Below are 22,232 nucleotides of genomic sequence, written 5' to 3'. Positions count from 1 at the left end.
CAGTCCACAGCGTACAACCGGAGGCCGTCAAGCCATGAAACGGAAAATGCTCTGGTCGGTGGTCGGCTATACGGCCGTCATCGGCGCCGGGCTGTTGACCCGGCACACCGCCCGGGAGGCCTACCGCAAGACGGCCGGGGCCGCCCCGCCGGAGAACCCGGGACGCCGCGATACCCGGTGGCGGGAGGCCCTGATCTGGGGCATGGCGAGCGGCGCCCTGGTCGGGGTGGCCAGGGTGGTCGGCCACCGCCTGGGCGATGAGGCGCGCCGCCGCGGCGAGCGCCGCCGTCCTCGGCGCGCCCTGGACCACCTGGGCGACTAGTCGCCGGGGCTCCCTTCCGGCGAGTCGGGGGACGACTGGCGCTGGCCCCGCTCGATCCGCTCGCCGTCGGGCGACACCAGGTACCAGGCCGCCCCGAGGTGGTGCACGCCCTGGCCGAGGGCGTCGCCGGCCTCCTTGTCGCCGCTGAAGTAGTAGAGCGGCCAGCCGGCGTAGGTCACCTGGCGGGTGCCGTCCTCGCGCTCGAGGGTGGCGAGCTTGTCGGCATCGACCCCCTCGCCGGCCTGGGGCGCCTGGCGGGTGGCATAGGGCGGCCAGGCGATGGCGCAGGACTGCGCGCAGTGGCTGCCACCCCCCGGCTCCTCCATCGCGAACAGGTACAGGCTCATGCCCTCGCGGTCGGTGAGGTAGGGACCGTAGTCGTCCTGCTGCCGCGTCTCGAGGCGCGCCTGCTCGACCGGCTCGGGCACGCTGTCCAGGTCCTTGGTGGCCTCGTCGGCCTCCTGGCCCGCCACCGCGTCATCCGTCGCCGTCTGCGAGGCCGCCTGCAGGGTGACGGGCGCCGCCAGCAGCAGTGTGGCCAACATCAAGACCGATGCCGTGCCTGGTATTCGCCCCTTCATCTCGCTCTCCCGATTGAAGACGTCACTCCCACTCTAGGACAAGTCCTGCGGTGTCGTCTGCCCGAGCGCCGCGATGTGCCGGGCGGTGTCAGGCCGCCGTCATCTCGCCGCACCGCGGCGTCGCCATCGCCGAGGCGAGGGCCTCGCCGGCCAGGCCACGGGCGATCAGCACCTGCAGCTTGGTGATCGCCGCCTCCGGCGTGAGGTCCTGGCCGGCGACCACCCCGGCATCATTGAGCGCCGCCCCGCTGGCGTAGGCGCCCTGGTGCACCCGCCCCTGGTGGCACTGGGTGACGTTGACGACGACCACCCCGGCCTGGCGGGCCCGGCCGAGCCGCTCGACGAGCGCGCCCGCCAGGCCGGGCGGGTTGCCGACGCCATAGGTGGCCAACACCAGGCCCCGGAGCGCCGGCGCCGCCAGCACCGCGTCCAGCAGCGCCGGCGACAGGCCGGGATGCACCGGCAGCATGGCCACCGCGCCGTCGGCGAAGGTCAGCGGCGTGAAATCCGGCGTGCCGGGGGGCAGCGCCCGCGGGACATGCAGGGCCAGGTCGATGCCGGCCTCGCCGAGCCAGGGGGCATCGGGCGAGTCGAAGGCATCCAGTCCCTGGCTGCGTACCTTGCGGGCCCGGTTGCCGCGCAGCAGCCGGTCATGGAAGGCGATGCAGACCTCCGGCGGGCCAGACGGGTCGGCGGCCACCTGCAGGGCGGTGGCCAGGTTGGTGGGGGCGTCGCTGCGCGGCTCGCCCAGCGGGATCTGGGCGCCGGTGAGCACCACCGGCTTGTCCAGGGCGCCGAGCATGAACGACAGTGCCGAGGCGGTATGGGCCAGGGTGTCGGTGCCATGCAGGATCACGACGCCAGCGTAGTCGTGCCAGCGTTCGGCCAGGGCGGCGACGATACGGTTCCAGTCCGCCGGGGCGAGGTCGGCGCTGTCGATCAGCGGAGCCAGCTCGACCAGCCGGTAGTCGGGCAGGGCCTGGCCGGCCAGCTGCCGGGCCAGGCGCTCGGCGAAGTCGGTTCCCGGCACGTAGCCGCGGGGAGAGGGCAGCATGCCGATGGTGCCGCCGGTGTGAAGGATCAGCAGGCGTGGCATGCTCAGGCCTCCTGGCGGGGGGGCAGGATGGCCTGGATGCCCTCGATGCAGCGGGTCTGCGGCAGGGTGCAGGCCGAGTCGACCATCGCCAGCGCGCGGACCGGCTCCGGGAAATGGCGGATCGGCACGCCGGTGATCGTGAAGTTGTCCACGGCCCGTTGGGTCTGGCTGCCGTACCGGGCCTCGCCGGGAAGCGTGATGTCACCGAGCAGGTCGTGTTCCGTACGTGTCGTCATGAGGTCGCTCACTCAACCAACGCAGTCAAAGGGGGATGCAAGACGGCCCCGCCCGGGCGGGGCCGCTGGCCTGCCGGGGGGCCGGCAGGCGGGTGCCGCGGGGCATCAGTCCTTGGCGCTGGCCGGCGCGTTGCCGAGCACCTCATGCATGCGCGCCAGGTCTTCCGGCTCGATCTCCCAGGCCTTGGGATCCAGGTCGAGGTCGGGGTGCTGGCTGGCATCGAAGATCGGCTGCTTGATGCCGTCACGCTGCTGGGCGTCGAAGTCCTTGAGGATGCGCAGGCCCGGCTTGAACAGCAGGATCAGCGCGATCAGGTTGGCCACCGCCAGCAGGCCCATGGTCACGTCGGCGAAGCCGAAGACGGTGCCCAGGTCGGTGGTCGCGCCCCAGCAGACCAGCAGCACGATGGCCACCCGGAAGGCATTGAACAGGGTATGGTTGTCGCGGCTGAAGAAGTTGAGGCTGTTCTCGCCCAGGTAGTAGTTGTAGAGGATGGTGCTGAAGGCGAACAGCAGCAGCGCCAGGCTGACGAAGGTACGGCCCCATTCGCCGACGTGGTCGGCCAGCGAGGCCTGGGTCAGGGCGATGCCCGCGACCTCATTGGTCGAGGCCGGGTCGTAGACGCCGCTGAGCAGGATCATGAAGGCGGTGGCCGAGCAGATGATCACGGTGTCGATGAACACCGAGAAGGCCTGGACGATGCCCTGGTTGGCCGGGTGCGGCACATAGGCCACCGCCGCCACGTTCGGCGCGCTGCCGAGGCCCGCCTCGTTGGAGAACAGGCCGCGCTTGACGCCCATCAGGATCGCCGCGCCGATGCCGCCGCCGATGGCCGGTTCGAGGCCGAAGGCGCTCTTGACGATCAGCGAGACCACCGCGGGGATCTCGGTGATGTTGAGGATCAGCACGAGCAGCGCGATGAGGATATAGCCGCCGGCCATGAAGGGCACCAGCACCTCGGAGATGCGCGCGATGCGCTTGATGCCGCCGAAGATGATCAGGCCCACCAGCAGGGCCAGGGCGAGGCCGCTGTAGAGCACCGGCACGCCGAAGGCATCGCCGAAGGAGGTCGCCACGGCGTAGGACTGCAGGGCGGTGAAGGCGAAGCCGAAGGTCGCCAGCAGCAGCACCGAGTAGAGGCCGGCCAGCCAGCGCCAGCGACGGCCGAGCCCGCGGGCGATGTAGTAGGCCGGCCCGCCGCGGTAGGTGCCGTCCGCCTCGGCTTCCTTGTAGGTCTGGGCCAGGGTGCACTCGAGGAAGCTGGTGGCCATGCCCATCAGGCCGACCACCCACATCCAGAACACGGCGCCCGGGCCGCCGAGGGTGATGGCCACGGCCACGCCGGCGATGTTGCCGCCGCCGACCCGGCCGGCCACCGACAGCACCAGCGCCTGGAAGGAGCTCAGATGGCCGTGCTTGTCGCGCCGGAAGGCCTGGCTGGCGCCGAGGATGCGGAACATGCGGCCGAAGTAGCGAAACTGCACGAAGCGCGAGGCCAGGGTGAAACCGACCCCGACCGCGATCAGCAGCACGAGCAGGACCTTGCCCCACAGCAGGTCGTTGAGGAAATCCAACATCAATTGTCTCCACTCTTGTGTTGTTGTGGATGGCACTTACGAGTCGTGGGCCCGATTTAAGCACTCCGCGAGCGGGATGGAATTTGACGCCCTGTTGCAGCCTGGCGCACTATCCAGCGCACCAAGTGCGCCAGACTGCGCCAGTCCAGGCGCGGGGCAGAGGATCCGACATGCATGACGACTTCGCGGCCAACCTGCGGCTGCTGTGCAGCTACTACCGCTCCATCGCCGAGGTGTGTCGCCGGCTCGATATCAACCGGGCGCAGTTCAACCGCTATCTCAGTGGGCGCTACAAGCCCGCCGACCACACCATGCGCCGGATCTGCGACTTCTTCGGGGTCGAGGTCCACGAGATCCTGCTGCCCCATGCGGACTTCCAGCCGCTGGTGCGACTGAAGCCCCGGGGCGGCGAGGCGCCGGCCGCCGACTCGCCCTCAGCGGGGATTCCCGACGGCCTGCTCGCCCAGGGCACGCCCGGCATGGCGCGCTACCTCGGCTGCTACTACGAGTACTACCTGTCGATGTCCCGGCCCGGCAGCGTGCTGTGCACCCTGGTGTGTCTCGAGCGCCATGGCGATCGCGTGCTCTACCAGCGCACCGAGCGCATGCGCTCGCCCTCCGACAACCGGCCCTGCCACAACCGCTACCGCGGGATGGCGCTGTTGCTCACCGACCGCCTGTTCCTGATCGACCACGAGTCGCTCAACGGCCACGAGATCACCCAGACCATCCTGTTTCCCAGCTTCAAGAGCCACGTGTCGCGGCTCACCGGCCTCAAGCTGGGCGTGGCCGACAGCAGCGAGCGCATGCCTTGCTGCGTGCGGGTGGTCTACGAGCGGCTGAGCGAGCCGGTCAGCCCGCGTCGGGCGCTGGCCCGCTGTGGCCTGTATGCCCGGGACGACCCGGCCCTCGACCCCGGGATCGTCGCGGCGATCCGCAACGACGTCGGTGCCGACGAGTGGCACTTCCGGGCCCGTTTCTGAGGCGCGCCGTTCGGTGGCGGGAAGCGACGGGGTGGCTGCCCGCTCCGAGGCGGCGTCTCAGCGAGCGACGCGGGCGCAGTTGTCGCGGTAGAGGGGCGCGGCGTCATCCAGCGCCAGGCGCTCGGTGACGGTGTGGTAGTAGAAGCGGGCGGCGGGGCCATCGGGCAACGCGTAGTCGCCGCACAGGCCGTAGCCCTTGTTGACCTCGATGAGGTGCGAGAGGTCGACGCGTTCGGTGGTGTCGAGGCGCTCGGCGATGCGCGCGGCGACCTGCGCGTCGCGCCGGGTCTCGGAGACCACCTGGGCGCCGACGATCAGGCCGGCGGCGGCGAGGATGGCGACGACGGGGATCCAGAGGTTGTGCATGGCGGGGCTCGCATGACGCCCACCGGCATGGCGGCCGGTGGGCGGCGGGGCGCTTACTTGACGCGCGGGTCCAGTTCGCCGCGCTCGTAGCGCAGGAACATCTCCTCGAGGTTGAGCGGCTTGATCTTGCTGGCCTGGCCGGCGGTGCCGAAGGCCTCGTAGCGGGCCTTGCAGACCTCCTTCATGGCCGCGGTGCTGACCTTGAGGAACTTGCGCGGGTCGAACTCGGCCGGGTTCTGGGCCAGGAAGCGACGCACCGCGCCGGTGGAGGCCAGGCGCAGGTCGGTGTCGATGTTGACCTTGCGCACGCCGTGCCTGATGCCCTCGACGATCTCCTCGACCGGCACGCCGTAGGTCTCGGGGATGGCGCCGCCGAACTCGTTGATGATCTCCAGCCACTCCTGGGGCACCGAGGAGGAGCCGTGCATCACCAGGTGGGTCTCCGGGATGCGCTCGTGGATCTCCTTGATGCGCTGGATGGAGAGGGTGTCGCCGGTGGGCGGCTGGGTGAACTTGTAGGCGCCGTGGCTGGTGCCGATGGCGATGGCCAGGGCGTCCACGCCGGTGGCCTTGACGAAGTCGGCGGCCTCTTCCGGGTCGGTCAGCAGCTGGTCGTGGTCGAGCTTGCCCTCGGCGCCCACGCCGTCTTCCTCGCCGGCCATGCCGGTCTCCAGGCTGCCCAGGCAGCCCAGCTCACCCTCGACGGAGACGCCGCAGGCATGGGCCATCTCGACGGTGCGCCGGGTGACGTCGACGTTGTAGTCATAATCGGCGGGGGTCTTGCCGTCTGCCATGAGCGAGCCGTCCATCATCACCGAGGAGAAGCCCAGCTGGATGGAGCGCTGGCACACCGCGGGGCTGGTGCCGTGGTCCTGGTGCATGACCACCGGGATGTGCGGGAACTCCTCGACGGCGGCCAGGATCAGGTGGCGCAGGAAGGGCGCGCCGGCATACTTGCGGGCCCCGGCGGAGGCCTGGACGATCACCGGGGAGTCGGTCTCGTCGGCGGCTTCCATGATGGCGCGCATCTGCTCGAGGTTGTTGACGTTGAAGGCCGGGACGCCGTAGCCGTGCTCGGCGGCGTGGTCCAGCAGTTGGCGCATGCTGATCAGTGCCATGAAGTCACCTTGTCGTGCGTGGAGGGACGCGGCGGGTACGCCGCCGCGTCCTGTCTCGTTGGGTAGGGAAAAGGGGGGTTAGCGGGCCGCCGCTTCCAGGGCCGCCACGGCCGGCAGGGTCTTGCCTTCCACGTACTCGAGGAAGGCGCCGCCACCGGTGGAGATGTAGGAGACCCGGTCGGCGATGCCGTACTTGTCGATGGCCGCCAGGGTGTCGCCGCCGCCGGCGATGGAGAAGCCGTCGCTCTCGGCGATGGCCAGCGACAGCGCCTCGGTGCCCTTGCCGAACTGGTCGATCTCGAACACGCCCACCGGGCCGTTCCACAGGATGGTGCCGGCGGCCTTGAGCTGCTCGGCCAGGCGCCCGGCGGTCTCGGGGCCGATGTCGAGGATCATCTCGTCATCCTGCACCTGGTCGACGGGCTTGGTCACGGCGGTGGCGTTCTCGGAGAACTCGGTGGCCACCACCACGTCGCTGGGCAGCGGAATCTCGACCTTGGCCATCAGTGCCTTGGCCTGGTCGATCAGGTCGGCCTCGTGCAGCGACTTGCCGACGTTGTAGCCCGCCGCGGCGATGAAGGTGTTGGCGATACCGCCGCCGACGATCAGCCGGTCACACTTCTCGGACAGCGCGGTGAGCACCTCGAGCTTGGTGGAGACCTTGGAGCCGCCGACGATGGCGGTCATCGGCCGCTTGGGCGTGGCCAGTGCCTTCTCCAGCGCCTCGAGCTCGCGGGCGAGCAGCGGACCGGCACAGGCGGCGGGGGCGAAGCGCGCCACGCCGTGGGTGGAGGCCTGGGCGCGGTGGGCGGTGCCGAAGGCGTCCATCACGAAGACGTCGCACAACGCGGCGTACTGCCGGGCCAGGGTCTCGTCGTCCTTCTTCTCGCCGGCGTTGAAGCGCACGTTCTCGAGCAGGGCGACCTCGCCGTCCTCGAGGGCCAGCTCCTGGCCCAGGTAGTCCTTGACCAGCCGCACCCGGCGCTCGAGCAGGCCGCCCAGGTGGTCGGCCACCGGGGCCAGCGAGAATTCCTCGGCCGGCTCTCCCTCGGTGGGGCGACCCAGGTGGCTCATCAGCAGCACCTCGGCGCCGGCCTCCAGGGCGGCGTTGATGGTCGGCAGACAGGCCCGCAGGCGGGCGTCGCTGGTCACCCGGCCGTGCTTGACGGGCACGTTGAGGTCCTCGCGGATCAGCACCCGCTTGCCGCGGAGGTCGAGGTCGGTCATCTTGCGCACGTTCATGGAAGCAGGTTCCTCGTCTGGGAAAACCGAAGGGAAGTCACGAGTCGGCGGGGGGCACCGGGCCCAGCCTGGCGATGCGGTCGGCGACATCGAGCATGCGGTTGGCGAAGCCCCATTCGTTGTCGAACCAGCACATCAGCTTGATCAGTCGGCCGCCGGCCACCCGCGTCTGGGTGGCGTCCACGATACCGGAGCGCGGATCGTGGTTGAAGTCGACCGAGGCCATGGGCTCCTCGGTGAAGCCCAGCAGGCCGGCCAGCCGGTTCCGGGTGGCCTCGCGCAGCAGGGCATTGACCGCCTCGGCCGAGGTCTCGGTACGCACGCACAGCGACAGGTCCATGGCCGAGACGTTGATGGTCGGTACCCGCACGTGCAGGCACTCGAAGCGCCCGTGGAGGTGCGGCATCAGGCGGTCGATGCCTCGCGCCAGGCCGGTATCCACCGGCACGATGGAGTGCATGGCGGAGCGGGTCAGGCGCAGGTCGGTCTGGTGATAGGAGTCGATCACCGGCTGGTCGTTCATCGCCGAATGGATGGTGGTGGTCACCCCATGCTCGATGCCCAGCACCTCGTCGAGCACGGTGAGCACCGGCACCAGGCAGTTGGTGGTGCAGGAGGCCGCGGAGACGATGCGGCAGCCCGGGGCCAGGTCGGCGTCGTTGATGCCGGTGACGATGGTGGCGTCGACGTCGCTCTCGGCCGGCTGGGAGAACAGCAGGCGGCCGGCGCCGGCGGCCAGGTGGCGCTCGGCGGTGGCGCGATCCTTGAAGCTGCCGGAGCACTCCAGCACCAGGTCGATGCCGAGCGCGGCCCAGGGCAGTCGCTCGGGATCGGCTTCGCTGAGCACGCGGATGGCCCGACCGTCGATCACCAGGTGCTCGCCGTCCACCTCGACGTGGCCGGGGAAGCGGCCATGGGTGGTGTCGTAGCGGGTCAGGTAGGCGATGGTGTCCAGTCCCGACAGCTCGTTGATGGCCACCACCTCGAGTTCCGGCTCGTCGCGCTCGACGAGCGCACGCAGCACGCACTGGCCGATGCGGCCGTAACCGTTGATGGCGATGCGGAGGGCCATGACGTTGCCGGGGACTCCTGAAGCGTGGCACACAAACCGCCGATTCTACCGCAATTCGCGGCCGTCGTCGCGGCCGCCCCGGCCCCTTGAAAACCGCCCGCGCGCACCTATCTCTGCTAGTGAAGGGCGGTGGTTCACGCCCTCGCGACATCATCCACAGCAGGTGATCAGGAGGTGTTCGAGATGTTCGGAGATCTCAGGCGGTTCGATACCGATTGGGCGCCCGGCACGGACTGGTTCCGGCGCTTGTTCGACGAGATGTGGCCCGAGCCCGGCGTCGCCGATATCCGTTCGGTGCCCCGGGGCAGCTTCCCGATGATCAACGTGGGACGCACCGACGACGCGGTGCGGGTCTATGTGTTCGCCCCCGGGCTGACGCCCGAGGCGCTGGACATCAGCCTGCAGGACAATGTGCTGACCGTCAGCGGCGAACGCCGCGAGACGCCGGCCGAGGATGAGGCATCGAGCCAGCGCAGCCACTTTCGCCGCGAGCGACCGCAGGGCGCGTTCAGCCGTTCCCTGGCCCTGCCGGAGGGCCTCGACCCCGACCGCGCCGAGGCGCGCTTCCACGACGGCATCTGCGAGGTGGTGCTGCCCAAGCGCGAGGAGCTCAAGCCGCGCCGCATCGACATCCAGGCGTCGTGACGCCCGGCGTCGCATCCCTGACAGGAGGTGAGTCGTCATGAAAGAGGTAGCCAAGCAAGCGGCCTCCCGCGAGGTCGCCGAGCAGCGCGAGCGCCACCGTGAGGCGATGCTGCCCGCGGTGGACATCTTCGAGGAGGACAATGCCCTGCACCTGGTCGCCGACATGCCCGGCGTGCAGCGCGACACCCTGACCCTCGAGGTCAACGACAACGTGCTGACCCTCGAGGGCGAGGTGGCCCTGGCGATGCCCGAGGGGCTCACGCCCCTCTACGCCGAGGTGCGCGCCCAGCGCTTCGCGCGGCGCTTCACCCTGAGCCACGAGATCGAGGTGGACGCTATCCAGGCGCACATCGACAACGGCGTGCTGCGGCTGGTGCTGCCCAAGAAGGAGACCCACCGCCGGCGGCGCATCGATATCAAGACGGCCTGAGCCGGCACCTTTCCCGCCCCCGTCTCCGGGGGCGTTTCTCGGGGGCATCGCCCTTTGCCGGGCCGGGACCGCGCCGTGTGCCCCTCGCGCGGTTCCGGCCCGGTGGCGGGAGATCGCGACGACAAGTCTGATTCGGCTCGGGCCAGCCCGCGGCGATTTTGCCCTGCCGAAGGGCTGTCGGCGGCCGCCGCTTGCTCTAGGCTAGAGGGGTAGCATCGATCACCCGCCAGTCAACCATCAAGGAGAGAGGGAGCGATGACCGATATAGCGCAGCTGCTCGGCAACGAGACGGAAAGCCTGCTGACCCACGAGTGCCGGGGCATTCCGGCCGCGTCGATCCACGCGCCGGGCCCGGACTACATCGACCGGGTGATGGCCCACAGCGACCGTCAGCCCCATGTGCTGCGCAACATGCAGGCCCTGTTCGACCACGGCCGGCTGGGCGGCACCGGTTACCTCAGCATCCTCCCGGTGGACCAGGGCATCGAGCACTCCGCCGGGGCGTCCTTCGCGCCCAATCCGATCTACTTCGATCCGGCCAACATCGTCGAGCTGGCCATCGAGGGCGGCTGCAACGCCGTGGCCTCGACCCTGGGCGGCCTGGCCTCGGTGGCTCGGCAGTATGCCCACAAGATCCCCATGCTGCTCAAGCTCAACCACAACGAGACGCTGACCTATCCGGCGGCCTACGACCAGACGCTGTTCGCCCAGGTCGAGCAGGCCTTCGAGATGGGCTGCGTGGCGGTGGGGGCCACCATCTACTTCGGCTCGCCGGAGAGCCGCCGCCAGATCACCGAGATCAGCGAGGCCTTCGAGCGCGCCCACCAGCTGGGCATGGTCACGGTGCTCTGGGCATACCTGCGCAACCCCGAGTTCAAGCGCGAGGGCCGCGACTACCACACCGCCGCCGACCTCACCGGCCAGGCCATCCACCTGGCGGCGACCCTCAAGGCCGACATCGTCAAGCAGAAGATGGCCGAGACCAACGCCGGCTACCGGGACATCGGCTTCGGCCACACCCATGACAGGGTCTACGACGAGCTGACCTCGTCCCATCCCATCGACCTGGCGCGCTACCAGGTGGCGAGCAGCTACATGGGCCGCGCCGGGCTGATCAACTCCGGCGGCGCCTCGGGCGGGGCCAGCGACCTGGGCCAGGCGGTGCGCACCGCGGTGATCAACAAGCGCGCCGGCGGCATGGGGCTGATCTCCGGGCGCAAGGCCTTCCAGAAGTCCATGGCCGACGGCGTCGAGCTGCTCAACGCCATCCAGGACGTGTATCTGGACGAGTCCATCACCCTCGCCTGAGAAAAGGTCGCTCTATTGCTGCGCTTGACGACCCACAGGGAGGTGGGAAGTGCGTTGGTTCGTAGGGAACGAACCTAGCCCTCTTGGCCGCCGGCGGTGTCGAGGCGTCGAACCGTCGCAATCCTCATTGACCAGCCAGTCAACTCCGGATGCTGTGCTCCGGCGTCGGCCAACCTCTCTTCGCTCGCGACATAGATCGATACTTTTCAGATCAGATAGGGCCTGACATTGCGGGCCCCAACGAAAAGGGCACGGCCGACGCCGTGCCCTTTTGTCATGTGCCGTGACGCCGCGATCAGTCGTCGGCATCCTCCAGCAGCTGCTCGGCCTCGGCCAGCAGGTTCTCCACGGTGAAGCCGAAGTACTTGAACAGGTCGCCGGCCGGGGCGGATTCGCCGAAGGTGCTCATGCCGAGGATGCGGCCCTCGAGGCCCACGTACTTGTACCAGAAGTCGCGGTGGCCGGCCTCGATGGCGATGCGGTTACCGACTTCCGCCGGCAGCACCCGCTGGCGGTACTCGGCGTCCTGGGCGTCGAAGACGTCGCTGGACGGCATGGAGACCACCCGCACCGCCCGGCCCTGGGCCTCGAGTTCGGCGGCGGCGTCCATGGCCAGGGCGACCTCGGAGCCGGTGGCGATGATGATCAGCTCGGGGGTGTCCGCGCCGTCCTTCAGCACGTAGCCGCCGCGCTGGATCTCGGCCACCTGCTGCTTGTCGCGGGCCTGGTGGGGCAGCCCCTGGCGGGACAGCACCAGGGCGGTCGGGCCGGACTGGCGCTTGATGGCGGCGTCCCAGGCCGCGGCGGTCTCCACGGCGTCGCAGGGCCGCCAGGTGGAGAGGTTCGGCGTGGAGCGCAGGGTGGTCAGCTGCTCCACCGGCTGGTGGGTGGGGCCGTCCTCGCCGAGGCCGATGGAGTCGTGGGTGAACACGTGGATCGCCCGCACGCCCATCAGCGCGGCCATGCGCACGGCGTTGCGCATGTACTCCATGAAGATCAGGAAGGTCGCGCCGTAGGGCACGAAGCCGCCATGCAGGGCGATGCCGTTGATGATCGCCGCCATGCCGAACTCGCGCACGCCGTAGTGCAGGTAGTTGCCGCCCGGCTCCTGGGCGGAGATCGCCTGGGCGCCTTTCCAGAAGGTCAGGTTGGACGGCGCCAGGTCGGCGCTGCCGCCGAGCAGCTCGGGCAGCTGCGGACCCAGGGCGTTGAGGCAGCCCAGCGAGGCCTTGCGGGAGGCCACGGCCTCGCCCTTGTCCTGGGCCTGCTCGATCAGCGCCTCGCTGCTCAGCTCGGTCGGCAGCTCGCCCTTGATGCGGCGGCTGAACTCCCGGGCCAGTTCCGGGTGGGCCGCGGCGTAGCGCTCGAAGCGCGCCTGCCAGGCGGCTTGGCGGGACTGGCCGGCCTCGGTGGCATCCCAGCCCCGGTAGATCTCCTCGGGCACATGGAAGGGCGCGTGGGGCCAGTCGAGCCGCGCGCGGGCCGCGGCGACCTCGTCCTCTCCCAGCGCCGCACCGTGGCACTCTTCCTTGCCCTGCTTGTTGGGCGCGCCGAAGCCGATGATGGTCTTGCAGATGATCAGGCTGGGCCTGTCGTCGTGGTGGCGCGCCAGCTCGATGGCGGCCTTGACCTCGTCGGGCTTGTGGCCGTCGACGGCGGGCACCACGTGCCAGCCGTAGGCCTCGAAGCGCTTGGCGGTGTCGTCGGTGAACCAGCCCTCGACCTCGCCGTCGATGGAGATGCCGTTGTCGTCGTAGAAGGCGATCAGCTTGCCCAGGCCCTGGGTGCCGGCCAGCGAGCACACCTCGTGGGAGATGCCCTCCATCAGGCAGCCGTCGCCGAGGAAGCAGTAGGTGTAGTGGTCGACGATGGTATGGCCGTCACGGTTGAACTGGGCGGCCAGGGTGCGCTCGGCGATGGCCATGCCCACGGCGTTGGCCAGGCCCTGGCCCAGCGGGCCGGTGGTGGTCTCGATGCCCGGGGCGTAGCCGTATTCCGGGTGGCCGGCGGTCTTGGCATGGAGCTGGCGGAAGTTCTGCAGCTCCTCCAGGCCGAGTTCGTAGCCGGACAGATGCAGCAGCGAGTAGAGCAGCATGGAGCCGTGGCCGTTGGACAGCACGAAGCGGTCGCGGTCGGGCCAGTGCGGGTCGGCCGGGTTGTGCTGCAGATAGTCGTTCCACAGTACCTCGGCGATGTCGGCCATGCCCATCGGGGCGCCGGGATGGCCGGAGTTGGCCTTCTGGACGGCATCCATGGACAGGGCGCGAATGGCATTGGCCAGTTCGAAACGGGACGGCATGGGGGTCAGCTCCTCGCCTGCGGCAATAGTAGCAATGACACGGTCGGGCCAGGGGGTGGCCGGACGTGGATTCTGGCTGGGATGCGCCGCGAGACGCGGGCGGCGCGGTCAAAGTCGGTCGCTTATTGTCGCCGAGATGGGCCCGGCCTTCAAACGGTGCGGTGGTCGAGCATCCCGGCAGCAGCCGCGCGGGACGCGCCGTCCGGCGTGGCGCCGTCGGTAGCCGCCCGTCGGACTGTACGCCGAGCGACGGCGAATCCCGGGCTGTCGGCCACTTTCATTCGATCGGATTCGTTAAACAGCGCGCTATTCGCCTCGTTCGATCGATAAAATTGTCTCGAAAGCCGTGATCCTCGCGACGCTCGGTCAAGCCCGGCAGGCTGCTAGGAAGCACCGCGGCGAGGGTGTAGAATCCGCCCCCAGCCGGTCCGCCCGGGCCTCCGGCGCGATGCGCCGCTGTCCCGCGGCGGCGCCACACCGTTATCCTGGCTTCGAGCCCAGACGCCGTCATCCCACCATGTAGAGGGTCGAGGACGCCATGAGCGAATACTCCCTGTTCACCTCCGAGTCCGTGTCCGAGGGACACCCGGACAAGATCGCCGACCAGATCTCCGATGCGGTGCTCGACGCCATCATCGCCCGCGACAAGAACGCCCGGGTGGCCTGCGAGACGCTGGTCAAGACCGGAGTGGCCATCGTCGCCGGCGAGATCACCACCTCGGCCTGGGTCGACCTGGAGGACCTGGTGCGCCGAGTGATCCTGGACATCGGCTATACCTCCTCGGATGTCGGCTTCGACGGCGAGACCTGCGGCGTGCTCAACCTGATCGGCAAGCAGAGCGTCGATATCGCCCAGGGGGTCGACCGCACCAAGCCCGAGGACCAGGGGGCCGGCGACCAGGGCCTGATGTTCGGCTACGCCACCGACGAGACCGACTCCTACATGCCGGCGCCGGTCCACTATGCCCACCGCCTGGTGGAGCGCCAGGCCGAGCTGCGCAAGCACGGCCTGCTGCCCTGGCTGCGCCCGGACGCCAAGAGCCAGCTGACCTTCCGCTACGACGAGCACGGCAAGCCCTGCGGCGTGGACGCGGTGGTGCTGTCGACCCAGCACGATCCGGATATCGATCAGGACGAGCTGCGCAAGATGGTCAAGCGCGAGATCATCGAGCAGGTGATCCCCGCCGAGTGGCTCTCCGAGACGACCCAGTACCACATCAATCCCACCGGCAAGTTCGTGATCGGTGGCCCGGTGGGCGACTGCGGCCTGACCGGGCGCAAGATCATCGTCGACACCTATGGTGGCATGGCCCGCCACGGCGGCGGCGCCTTCTCCGGCAAGGACCCCTCCAAGGTCGACCGCAGCGCCGCCTATGCCGGTCGCTACGTGGCCAAGAACATCGTCGCCGCCGGCCTGGCCGAGCGCTGCGAGATCCAGGTCTCCTACGCCATCGGCGTGGCCGAGCCGACCTCGGTGTCGGTGAACACCTTCGGCACCGGCCGAATCAGCGACGAACGCATCGTCGAGCTGGTGCGCGAGCACTTCGACCTGCGGCCCAATGCCATCACCCGCATGCTCGACCTGCTGCATCCCATGTATCGGCTGACCGCGGCCTATGGCCATTTCGGTCGCGAGCCCTTCGAGACCAGCTATACCTGGACCGACACCCAGGGCGAGCAGCACACCGAGACCTTCACCGCCTTCCCCTGGGAGCAGACCGACCGCGCCCAGGCGCTGCGCGACGCCGCCGGCCTCTGAACCTGTCGGTGATCTCGCACGTCGATTGAGGGCCCCGCCGGCAGCGCCGTGCGGGGCCCTCGTCTAGGGTCGAGGCAAGTCCCTCTCGAGAGGCCTCGCCATGGCCCGCCTGCTGCTCCTGGTGTGCGTCTGGCTGCTCGCGGCCCCCGCGTCGGCCGACGACTGCCCGGACTGGTCGTCGGCTCGCGCCGGGGGCGAGCTCGACGCCCTGCATGCCCGCCTCGAGGCCTGGAACACGGCCTATCGCCGCGACGGCCGCTCGCCGGTGAGCGACGCCGTCTATGACCAGGCCGTCGAGCGTCTCGACACCTGGCGGCACTGCTTCCCCGCCCAGGCTCCCGCCTCCCCACCCGCCACGACCGGCCCGGCCGGCGAGCAGGCGCATCCGGTGGCGCAGACGGGGCTGGCCAAGCTCGCGGACCGTGACGCGGTGCGCGCCTGGCTGGCCCGCCACGGGCCGGCCTGGATCCAGCCCAAGGTGGATGGCGTGGCGGTGACCCTGGTCTACGAGCGGGGCCGGCTCACTCGCGCCATCAGCCGCGGCGACGGCCGGTCGGGCCAGGACTGGACGGCTCGCGCCCGGCGCCTTCCCGCGGTGCCCGGACGGCTGCCGGCCGGGGCGCCGGCCAGGGTGGTGCTGCAGGGCGAGCTGTACCGGCGCCTGGACGGCCATGTGCAGGCCGAGCGCGGTGGCGTCGGGGCGCGCAGCACGGTGGCAGGCTGGCTGGCGCGGGAGCGCCTCGACGCGAGCCTGGCCGGCGAGGTCGGGCTCTTCGTGTGGGGCTGGCCCGACGGGCCGGCGAGCATGCCGGACCGCCTGGCGGGACTCGCCACCCTGGGCTTTGCCGACACCGCTCGCTGGACCCGGCCGGTCGAGGGCCCGGCCACGGCCGACCGCTGGCGCGAGGCCTGGTACCGCGGTCCGCTGCCCTTCGCCACCGATGGGGTGGTGCTCAAGCGGGGCCGCCGCCCGCCGGGTCGTGACTGGCGGCCTGAGCCGCCGGACTGGGCGGCCGCCTGGAAGTATCCGTCCCGGGAGGCGCTGGCGGCGGTGCGCGGCGTGGACTTCCGCATCGGCCGCACCGGGCGCATCACGCCGCTGCTGCAGCTGCGGCCGGTCGATCTCGACGGCCGCACCATCCGCCGGGTCTCAGCCGGCTCGCTGGAACGCTGGGCGCGACTCGATATCCGCCCCGGCGACCGAGTGGTCATCGCCCTGGCCGGTGCCACCATCCCGCGCCTCGACGGCGTGGCCTGGCGGGCCGCCGAACGCCCCGCCGTGTCGCCACCGGATCCTGCCGCCTACCACGACCTGAGCTGCTGGCACCCGACGCCGGGCTGCGAGCAGCAGTTCCTCGCGCGCCTGGCATGGCTGGCCGGTCCCGAGGCCCTCGACCTACCGGGGCTGGGGGCCGGCACCTGGCGTGCCCTGGTCGAGGCCGGGCTGGTGGGAGGCTTGCTCGACTGGCTGGCGTTGTCCCCCGACGCGCTGCGCCGCGCGGAAGGCATCGGCGAGCTGCGGTCGGCGCGGCTGTCGGCGGTCTTCACCGCGGCACGCCGGCGGTCCTTCGCCGCCTGGCTCGAGGCGCTGGGCGCGCCGCCCGGCTGGGATGCGGGGGAGTCGGCGGAATGGACGGCGTTGGCGGGGCGCAGCGAGGACGAATGGCGGGCCCTGGCCGGCGTGGGGCCCGTCCGGGCGGAGGCCCTCCATGGCTTCTTCGCTGATCCCGAGGTCACGCGCCTGGCGCGGCGCCTGGCGGCGGCGGGGATCGACGGCTTCTAGCGTTGGTTGTCCGCTGTTCCCGCCGCCTCCTATAGTGAAGGTCACGTTTTTCCCCGGGAAAGAGGTGACGCATGAACCAGCCTGTCGTGTCCGCGCCGACCGCCACGGACTACAAGGTCGCCGATATCGCCCTGGCCGACTGGGGCCGTCGCGAGATCCGCATCGCCGAGACCGAGATGCCGGCCCTGATGGCGATCCGCGAGAAGTACCATGCCGCCCAGCCCCTCGCCGGGGCGCGGATCGCCGGCTGCATCCACATGACCATCCAGACCGCGGTGTTGATCGAGACGCTGATCGATCTCGGCGCCTCGGTACGCTGGTCCTCGTGCAACATCTTCTCCACCCAGGATCATGCCGCCGCGGCCATCGCCGCGGCCGGCATCCCGGTCTTCGCCTGGAAGGGCGAGAGCGAGGAGGAGTTCTGGTGGTGCATCGGCCAGACGGTGGAAGGGCCGGAGGGCTGGGTGCCGAACCTGGTGCTCGACGACGGCGGCGACCTCACGGCGCTGCTGCACGACAAGCGTCCGGAGCTGCTCGACGCCGTCCACGGCATCAGCGAGGAGACCACCACCGGCGTGCACCGCCTGCTGGAGATGTGGCGGGAGGGTTCCCTGCGGGTGCCGGCGATCAACGTCAACGACGCGGTGACCAAGTCCAAGAACGATAACAAGTACGGTTGCCGCCACTCGCTGAACGACGCCATCAAGCGCGGCGTCGATCACCTGCTGGCCGGCAAGCAGGCGCTGCTGATGGGCTACGGCGACGTGGGCAAGGGCTCGGCGGCCTCGCTGCGCCAGGAGGGCATGATCGTGCGGATCGCCGAGATCGACCCGATCTGTGCCATGCAGGCCTGCATGGACGGCTTCGAGGTGGTCTCGCCCTACCGCGACGGCCTCAATGCCGGCGCGGAGAGCATCGACCGTGAGCTGCTCTCGCGGATCGACCTGGTGGTCACCGCCACCGGCAACATCGATGCCTGCGACGCCGCCATGCTCGAGTCGCTCAAGAAGGGGGCCGTGGTCTGCAACATCGGCCACTTCGACAGCGAGATCGACACCGCCCACATGCGCCGCCAGTGGCACTGGGAGGAGGTGAAGCCCCAGGTGCACAAGGTCTACCGGGACAGCGAGCCGGGGGACTACGACCCCGACAGCCGCGACTACCTGATCCTGCTCTCCGAGGGCCGGCTGGTGAACCTCGGCAATGCCACCGGCCACCCCTCGCGGGTCATGGACGGCTCCTTCGCCAACCAGGTGCTGGCGCAGATCCATCTCTACGCGGGCCGCTTCGCCGAGCGCTCCGCGGCCGAGCGACGCGAGTCCCTGGGGGTCAGCGTGCTGCCCAGGCACCTGGACGAGGAGGTGGCCCGCTACATGGTCGAGGGCTTCGGCGGGGTCATCACCCGCATGAGCGAGGCTCAATCCGAGTATACCGGCGTGCCGGTGGAGGGGCCCTACAAGCCCGATGGCTATCGCTACTGACCCCAGCCGGCCTCAGGGGCGGGCCAGCGCCCGCCCCGGGAGGAATTCGTGCCGACAGACCGGCAGGCAAGGCCCTCGGCGGAGGAGTGCGAGCAGCAGGCGCGCCTGAATGCCGCCGTGATGGCCTGCGGGATCATCGGCCTGCTCTGCTACCTGCCCTTCGACTACTGGATGGTCCCCGAGCGCTGGCCGGTCCTGTGGGTCGGCCGGCTGCTGGTGGTGGGATTGTTGGCGATGTGCCTGGCCTGGCAGCATCGCCGGCCCATGCACAGCGAGCGGGTGCTGCTGGTGGCGGCCCTCGGCGCCGCGCTGTTCCTGGCCTGGGGGGCCGCCCAGGTCTCGGAGCCCTTCACGTTCTTCTTCTGGAACCAGAGCCTGGCCGTGGCCATGTTCATCCTGCTGCCGGTGGTGTCCGTGTGGCGCCCGCGCTGCATGCTGGTGCACAACGGCGTGATGCTGCTGGCCTATGGCCTGTGCTTCGTGCTGTGGAGCCCCTTCACCCTGGCCGAGCTGCTGCGCCTGGGCGGCGTCTTCCTGCTGATCGGCTGGCTGATCTCGCCGCTGCTCTCCCATGTGCGCTATGGCATCTTCCATCGCACCGCCGCCCTGAGCCATGCGCTGCGGGAACGCAACGCCGAGCTGACCGCCGCCAACGAGGAGCTGGCGGCCCAGCAGCAGGAGCTGACCTACCTGGCCAACTTCGATGCCATGACCGGGCTGGCCAACCGCCGCTGGGGGATGACCTTCCTGCGCGAGAACCTCGACGGCTGCTACCGCAGGCGCTGGCCGCTGTCCGTGCTGCTGGTGGACATCGACCGTCTCAAGGCCGTCAACGACAGCCGCGGGCATGCCAGCGGCGACCGGCTGATCTGCCACGTGGCCCGGGCCATCGCCGGTCAGCTGCGCAACGGCGAGCTGGCCTGCCGCCTGGGCGGCGACGAGTTCCTGATGATCATGCCCGACGCGGATGCGGACGAGGCCGGCGAGCGGGCGCGTCGCCTCTCGGCGGCGCTGGAGTCGGCGCGGCTCGAGAGCGACCCGGAGCTGGTGGCCACGGTCAGCGTCGGCGCGGCCACCTACCGGCCCTGGCAGGAAGGCGTGGCGGACATGGATATGCTCATCCAGCGGGCCGACAGCGCCATGTACAGCTGCAAGCGGCACAGCCGGCGACAGACTCGCGCCTCCGACGAGGCGCTCCAACGCGCCCGGCGCCGGGACGATTAGCCCTGTCACGCCAGTGACACACGACCGCCACGTCGGCGTCACCGCGGTGCGCCAGGCTGGTCGGGCCTGCCGAGGAGACCGCTCATGCCGACCCCGCCCACCGCCCGTACCCTCTTCGTTTCCGATGTCCACCTGGGCACCCGGGATTGCCAGGCCGAACTGCTGGCGAGCCTGCTGCGCCGCGTGCGTCCCGAGCGCCTCTACCTGGTCGGCGACATCGTCGACCTGATCGCCATGCGCAAGCGGGCGGTGCTGCCGCCGGCCCAGCAGCGCCTGGCCGCCCGGCTGCTGCGCCTGGCCCGGGGGGGCTGCGAGATCATCTACATCCCCGGCAATCACGACGCCGCCCTGCGGCGGCTGTGTGGGCTGCGCGTCCATCGGGTCTGTATCGAGCGGCGCATGATCCATACCACCGCCGATGGCCGTCGCCTGCTGGTCAGCCATGGCGACGAATTCGATACCCATGTACGCATCGCCCCCTGGCTGCTGACCCTGGGCGACGGCATGCACCAGTTCGTGCTGGCGCTCAACCGCTGGTGCAACCGTACCCGCGGCCTGCTGGGCCTGCCCTACTGGTCGCTGGCCAGCGCGCTCAAGCGCCGCGTCGGCGCGGCCCAGCGCTATGTCGCCCAGTTCGAGCAGGCGGCCTTGCACCAGGCGGCCCGGGAGGGGCTCGACGGCTACGTCGGCGGGCACATCCACAAGGCCGGGTTCCGTGCCCGGGACGGCGTGCTCTACTGCAACGACGGCGACTGGGTGGAGCACTGCACGGCCCTGCTGGAGACGCCCGACGGTCGGCTGCAGCTGATCGACTGGCGCGGCGAGGTCATCGAGCGGGAGCCCGTCATGGCGGCGTCGTCCGTTTCCGAGGGGGCGGTCTTGCCCATCGCCGCCGCCGGTCGCGCCTCCTGACGCCCCGCGCCCGGCGGCCTCATTCTGCGACGAAGGCCAGCAGCCGGCCGCAGATCAGCACCGCCAGCCACAGCAGCAGCGAGGCGCCACCGGCCAGCCAGCGCCGGTGGCGCGTGGCGCGGGCCAGTCCCGGGCCCAGATTCAGCCACAGGGCATTGCCGACGGCCACGGCGATCAGGGTCAGCTTGGCCAGGAACAGTGGCATCGCCAGATAGTCGCCGGGCGCGGCGAGGAACAGCAGGGCGCCGGTGGCCAGCGCCAGGACGAGGCCCAGGACGGCCACCGGCTGCAGTAGCCGGGCCGCATCGACCAGCGGCAGCTCGGGACGCCGGCCCATCAGGCGCAGGTCCAGCGGCAGGATCGCGCCGACCAGCAGGGCGATGCCCAGCACATGCAGGGTGTTGATGCCGGCATAACCCCAGCGCGACAGTCGCATCCACTCGGCCAGTGGCGTCTCCGAGAGCAGGGTGACCAGACTATCCATTCAGCGTCGAGGGGCAGCGCCTCACAGGCGGTCCGGGTAGAGAGGGAAGGCCTCGCCGTCGATCCACACCTGCACGGCCTTGAGCCGCTTCTCGTCGGCGTCGCGCGAGGGCGCGCCCAGCACCCGGATCTCGATGCCCTCGGCCAGGTCCCCGGGCTCGAGGCCGGCGCGGCGGTTGCGCCAGGGCTGGCCGACTTCCACCGTCCAGGCGGTGCCGTCCACGTCCAGGGTCAGGTCGCCATGCGGGTTGCCCAGGCGAACCGCGGTGATGGTGCCGCTCAGCGTGATGGGCTCGTCCTCTGCCCAGGCCCAGCCATGATGAGCCTGGGCGGGAAGCGAGAGGGAGATCAGCAGGGCCAGGAGCAGGCCGAGACTGGTGGGGCGTCGCAGCATGGCGGGATCCTCCGTTCGGGGGGAATGTGCCGGCGGGCGGACAGGTTAACCATAGCCTGCCTGCGGCCCGGCTGCCGCCGGCCATCGCTCGGTGTTGCCGCCTGCCGCCATGCGATGCGCTTCCGTCGGCGCCGCTTCCAGGCGCGCCGGCATGGCAGGACCTCGCCAGAGGTTCTAGAACATAGGGTGTGGCGGCCTCGCCTGCCATTCTCCCTCCGCGAAAGGTTTCTTCACATGACCGCTTCCGTGCATATCGTCGGCCCCCAGTTCAGCTCCTTCGTGCGCAGTGTCCAGCTGTGCTGCGAGGAGAAGGGCATTCCCTACACCCTGGGCGCCGAGGTCGACGGCCGGCCCCTCGGCCTGCACTCCCCCGAGCACTATGCCCTGCACCCCTTCGGCAAGTTGCCAATCCTGCTCCACGGTGAGCGGCGCCTGATCGAGACGCCGAGCATCTGCCGCTACCTCGACGCCGCCTTCGAGGGGCCCCTGCTGCAACCCGAGGATCCCTGGGCGCGGGCCCAGGTCGACCAGTGGACCGGGCTCCTCGCCCTCTACGTGGACCAGGCCCTGGTACGTCGCTACCTGCTGGAGTTCGTCTTTCCCAGGGGCGAGGGGGGCGCCGTGCGCCAGGAGGCGGTCGCCGCGGCCCAGCCGGAAGTGGCGCGCCTGCTGGGTCTGCTCGAGGGGCAACTGGCCCACGGCGACTACCTGGTGGGCGAGGCCTTCAGCATCGCCGACGCCATCGCCGCGCCGATGCTCGACTACCTGCTGGGCCTGCCCGCCGCCGAGGCCTTCCTCGCCGAGACCCCGCGGCTGGTGGCCTACACGCAGCGGCTGCGGGCGCGCCCCGCGGCCGCCCGGGTGCTGGTGGCGCCGGACCTGGGCCGCGCCTCCTAGTCGTCGGGTCGCCTGCGCTCTCG

General features: G+C 70.3%; 22 protein-coding genes. 11 read left to right on the top strand and 11 right to left on the bottom strand.

Annotation, left to right across the window (positions count from 1 at the left end):
* Nucleotides 1–34: 34 nt before the first annotated feature.
* The gene (locus tag QWY76_RS07070; RefSeq protein WP_290310412.1) at nucleotides 35–322 is read left to right on the top strand and encodes a DUF4235 domain-containing protein; all 288 of its coding nucleotides are present in this window, start codon (nucleotides 35–37) and stop codon (nucleotides 320–322) included.
* Here the strand turns inward: QWY76_RS07070 and QWY76_RS07065 are convergent.
* From QWY76_RS07065 to QWY76_RS07050, 4 genes are all read right to left on the bottom strand, one after another.
* Nucleotides 319–867, bottom strand: coding sequence for a COG4315 family predicted lipoprotein (locus tag QWY76_RS07065; RefSeq protein ID WP_290310410.1), 549 nt, complete (start codon nucleotides 865–867; stop codon nucleotides 319–321). The two genes, QWY76_RS07070 and QWY76_RS07065, sit on opposite strands and share 4 nt — an antisense overlap.
* A gap of 124 nt (nucleotides 868–991) precedes the next feature.
* Nucleotides 992–1,999: an asparaginase gene (locus tag QWY76_RS07060; RefSeq protein ID WP_290310408.1), complete on the bottom strand. Its 1,008-nt coding sequence runs from the start codon at nucleotides 1,997–1,999 to the stop codon at nucleotides 992–994.
* A gap of 2 nt (nucleotides 2,000–2,001) precedes the next feature.
* Nucleotides 2,002–2,235, bottom strand: a complete 234-nt coding sequence (locus QWY76_RS07055) for a hypothetical protein (protein ID WP_353960395.1) — start codon at nucleotides 2,233–2,235, stop codon at nucleotides 2,002–2,004.
* A gap of 105 nt (nucleotides 2,236–2,340) precedes the next feature.
* Nucleotides 2,341–3,813: an alanine/glycine:cation symporter family protein gene (locus QWY76_RS07050; RefSeq protein ID WP_290310407.1), complete on the bottom strand. Its 1,473-nt coding sequence runs from the start codon at nucleotides 3,811–3,813 to the stop codon at nucleotides 2,341–2,343.
* Nucleotides 3,814–3,983: 170 nt separating this feature from the next.
* Here QWY76_RS07050 and QWY76_RS07045 point away from each other — a divergent pair, with 170 nt between their 5' ends.
* Nucleotides 3,984–4,796, top strand: coding sequence for a helix-turn-helix transcriptional regulator (locus tag QWY76_RS07045; protein WP_290310406.1), 813 nt, complete (start codon nucleotides 3,984–3,986; stop codon nucleotides 4,794–4,796).
* 57 nt (nucleotides 4,797–4,853) lie between these two features.
* Here QWY76_RS07045 and QWY76_RS07040 read toward each other — a convergent pair whose 3' ends face one another.
* The 4 genes from QWY76_RS07040 to QWY76_RS07025 form a co-directional block, all read right to left on the bottom strand.
* A complete protein-coding gene (locus QWY76_RS07040) occupies nucleotides 4,854–5,162 on the bottom strand; it encodes a hypothetical protein (RefSeq protein WP_290310405.1) in 309 nt (102 codons plus the stop codon).
* A 53-nt stretch (nucleotides 5,163–5,215) separates the two neighbouring features.
* Nucleotides 5,216–6,280, bottom strand: a complete 1,065-nt coding sequence (fba, locus tag QWY76_RS07035) for a class II fructose-bisphosphate aldolase (protein WP_290310404.1) — start codon at nucleotides 6,278–6,280, stop codon at nucleotides 5,216–5,218.
* A gap of 78 nt (nucleotides 6,281–6,358) precedes the next feature.
* A complete protein-coding gene (locus tag QWY76_RS07030; protein WP_290310403.1) occupies nucleotides 6,359–7,522 on the bottom strand; it encodes a phosphoglycerate kinase in 1,164 nt (387 codons plus the stop codon).
* A 37-nt stretch (nucleotides 7,523–7,559) separates the two neighbouring features.
* Nucleotides 7,560–8,594 (bottom strand): type I glyceraldehyde-3-phosphate dehydrogenase, encoded by a 1,035-nt coding sequence (locus QWY76_RS07025; protein ID WP_290310402.1) that lies wholly within the window; start codon nucleotides 8,592–8,594, stop codon nucleotides 7,560–7,562.
* Nucleotides 8,595–8,777: 183 nt separating this feature from the next.
* On the opposite strand from QWY76_RS07025, the gene QWY76_RS07020 reads away from it, so the two are divergent.
* From QWY76_RS07020 to QWY76_RS07010, 3 genes are all read left to right on the top strand, one after another.
* Nucleotides 8,778–9,239: an Hsp20/alpha crystallin family protein gene (locus QWY76_RS07020; RefSeq protein ID WP_290310401.1), complete on the top strand. Its 462-nt coding sequence runs from the start codon at nucleotides 8,778–8,780 to the stop codon at nucleotides 9,237–9,239.
* A 37-nt stretch (nucleotides 9,240–9,276) separates the two neighbouring features.
* Entirely contained in the window at nucleotides 9,277–9,669 is a 393-nt protein-coding gene (locus QWY76_RS07015; protein WP_290310400.1) for an Hsp20/alpha crystallin family protein, read from the top strand.
* A gap of 255 nt (nucleotides 9,670–9,924) precedes the next feature.
* Nucleotides 9,925–10,977, top strand: coding sequence for a class I fructose-bisphosphate aldolase (locus tag QWY76_RS07010; RefSeq protein ID WP_290310399.1), 1,053 nt, complete (start codon nucleotides 9,925–9,927; stop codon nucleotides 10,975–10,977).
* A gap of 295 nt (nucleotides 10,978–11,272) precedes the next feature.
* On the opposite strand, the gene tkt is transcribed toward QWY76_RS07010, so the two are convergent.
* Nucleotides 11,273–13,276 carry a transketolase gene (gene tkt, locus QWY76_RS07005; protein WP_290310398.1) on the bottom strand — a complete coding sequence of 668 codons (2,004 nt, stop codon included), beginning with the start codon at nucleotides 13,274–13,276 and terminating at the stop codon, nucleotides 11,273–11,275.
* A 538-nt stretch (nucleotides 13,277–13,814) separates the two neighbouring features.
* On the opposite strand from tkt, the gene metK reads away from it, so the two are divergent.
* The 5 genes from metK (at nucleotide 13,815) to QWY76_RS06980 (ending at nucleotide 20,435) form a co-directional block, all read left to right on the top strand.
* Nucleotides 13,815–15,035: a methionine adenosyltransferase gene (gene metK, locus QWY76_RS07000; RefSeq protein WP_290310397.1), complete on the top strand. Its 1,221-nt coding sequence runs from the start codon at nucleotides 13,815–13,817 to the stop codon at nucleotides 15,033–15,035.
* Nucleotides 15,036–15,135: 100 nt separating this feature from the next.
* On the top strand, nucleotides 15,136–16,818 hold the full coding sequence (gene ligB / locus QWY76_RS06995; RefSeq protein WP_290310396.1) for an NAD-dependent DNA ligase LigB: 1,683 nt from the start codon (nucleotides 15,136–15,138) through the stop codon (nucleotides 16,816–16,818).
* Between the two features lie 71 nt (nucleotides 16,819–16,889).
* Nucleotides 16,890–18,299: an adenosylhomocysteinase gene (gene ahcY / locus QWY76_RS06990; protein WP_290310395.1), complete on the top strand. Its 1,410-nt coding sequence runs from the start codon at nucleotides 16,890–16,892 to the stop codon at nucleotides 18,297–18,299.
* 48 nt (nucleotides 18,300–18,347) lie between these two features.
* Nucleotides 18,348–19,523, top strand: coding sequence for a GGDEF domain-containing protein (locus QWY76_RS06985; protein ID WP_290310394.1), 1,176 nt, complete (start codon nucleotides 18,348–18,350; stop codon nucleotides 19,521–19,523).
* Between the two features lie 84 nt (nucleotides 19,524–19,607).
* The gene (locus QWY76_RS06980) at nucleotides 19,608–20,435 is read left to right on the top strand and encodes a UDP-2,3-diacylglucosamine diphosphatase (RefSeq protein WP_290310393.1); all 828 of its coding nucleotides are present in this window, start codon (nucleotides 19,608–19,610) and stop codon (nucleotides 20,433–20,435) included.
* A gap of 19 nt (nucleotides 20,436–20,454) precedes the next feature.
* On the opposite strand, the gene QWY76_RS06975 is transcribed toward QWY76_RS06980, so the two are convergent.
* The gene (locus QWY76_RS06975) at nucleotides 20,455–20,919 is read right to left on the bottom strand and encodes a hypothetical protein (RefSeq protein WP_290310392.1); all 465 of its coding nucleotides are present in this window, start codon (nucleotides 20,917–20,919) and stop codon (nucleotides 20,455–20,457) included.
* 21 nt (nucleotides 20,920–20,940) lie between these two features.
* Nucleotides 20,941–21,312, bottom strand: a complete 372-nt coding sequence (locus QWY76_RS06970) for a DUF6152 family protein (protein WP_290310391.1) — start codon at nucleotides 21,310–21,312, stop codon at nucleotides 20,941–20,943.
* A 234-nt stretch (nucleotides 21,313–21,546) separates the two neighbouring features.
* On the opposite strand from QWY76_RS06970, the gene QWY76_RS06965 reads away from it, so the two are divergent.
* Entirely contained in the window at nucleotides 21,547–22,209 is a 663-nt protein-coding gene (locus QWY76_RS06965) for a glutathione S-transferase family protein (RefSeq protein ID WP_290310390.1), read from the top strand.
* The last annotated feature ends 23 nt before the right edge of the window (nucleotides 22,210–22,232 follow it).

Source organism: Halomonas maura, from assembly GCF_030409305.1.
GTDB classification, from domain to species: Bacteria; Pseudomonadota; Gammaproteobacteria; order Pseudomonadales; family Halomonadaceae; genus Halomonas; species Halomonas maura.
Note: the sequence above shows the minus strand (reverse complement) of the source record. Positions and strands in the feature narration are given on the sequence as shown.

Coding starts and splice junctions, on each gene's coding strand:
- QWY76_RS07070 (WP_290310412.1), top strand. CDS start 35: ATGAAACGGAAAATGCTCTGGTCGGTGGTCGGCTATACGGCCGTCATC.
- QWY76_RS07065 (WP_290310410.1), bottom strand. CDS start 867: ATGTTGGCCACACTGCTGCTGGCGGCGCCCGTCACCCTGCAGGCGGCC.
- QWY76_RS07060 (WP_290310408.1), bottom strand. CDS start 1,999: ATGCCACGCCTGCTGATCCTTCACACCGGCGGCACCATCGGCATGCTG.
- QWY76_RS07055 (WP_353960395.1), bottom strand. CDS start 2,235: ATGACGACACGTACGGAACACGACCTGCTCGGTGACATCACGCTTCCC.
- QWY76_RS07050 (WP_290310407.1), bottom strand. CDS start 3,813: ATGTTGGATTTCCTCAACGACCTGCTGTGGGGCAAGGTCCTGCTCGTG.
- QWY76_RS07045 (WP_290310406.1), top strand. CDS start 3,984: ATGCATGACGACTTCGCGGCCAACCTGCGGCTGCTGTGCAGCTACTAC.
- QWY76_RS07040 (WP_290310405.1), bottom strand. CDS start 5,162: ATGCACAACCTCTGGATCCCCGTCGTCGCCATCCTCGCCGCCGCCGGC.
- fba (WP_290310404.1), bottom strand. CDS start 6,280: ATGGCACTGATCAGCATGCGCCAACTGCTGGACCACGCCGCCGAGCAC.
- QWY76_RS07030 (WP_290310403.1), bottom strand. CDS start 7,522: ATGAACGTGCGCAAGATGACCGACCTCGACCTCCGCGGCAAGCGGGTG.
- QWY76_RS07025 (WP_290310402.1), bottom strand. CDS start 8,594: ATGGCCCTCCGCATCGCCATCAACGGTTACGGCCGCATCGGCCAGTGC.
- QWY76_RS07020 (WP_290310401.1), top strand. CDS start 8,778: ATGTTCGGAGATCTCAGGCGGTTCGATACCGATTGGGCGCCCGGCACG.
- QWY76_RS07015 (WP_290310400.1), top strand. CDS start 9,277: ATGAAAGAGGTAGCCAAGCAAGCGGCCTCCCGCGAGGTCGCCGAGCAG.
- QWY76_RS07010 (WP_290310399.1), top strand. CDS start 9,925: ATGACCGATATAGCGCAGCTGCTCGGCAACGAGACGGAAAGCCTGCTG.
- tkt (WP_290310398.1), bottom strand. CDS start 13,276: ATGCCGTCCCGTTTCGAACTGGCCAATGCCATTCGCGCCCTGTCCATG.
- metK (WP_290310397.1), top strand. CDS start 13,815: ATGAGCGAATACTCCCTGTTCACCTCCGAGTCCGTGTCCGAGGGACAC.
- ligB (WP_290310396.1), top strand. CDS start 15,136: ATGGCCCGCCTGCTGCTCCTGGTGTGCGTCTGGCTGCTCGCGGCCCCC.
- ahcY (WP_290310395.1), top strand. CDS start 16,890: ATGAACCAGCCTGTCGTGTCCGCGCCGACCGCCACGGACTACAAGGTC.
- QWY76_RS06980 (WP_290310393.1), top strand. CDS start 19,608: ATGCCGACCCCGCCCACCGCCCGTACCCTCTTCGTTTCCGATGTCCAC.
- QWY76_RS06975 (WP_290310392.1), bottom strand. CDS start 20,919: ATGGATAGTCTGGTCACCCTGCTCTCGGAGACGCCACTGGCCGAGTGG.
- QWY76_RS06970 (WP_290310391.1), bottom strand. CDS start 21,312: ATGCTGCGACGCCCCACCAGTCTCGGCCTGCTCCTGGCCCTGCTGATC.
- QWY76_RS06965 (WP_290310390.1), top strand. CDS start 21,547: ATGACCGCTTCCGTGCATATCGTCGGCCCCCAGTTCAGCTCCTTCGTG.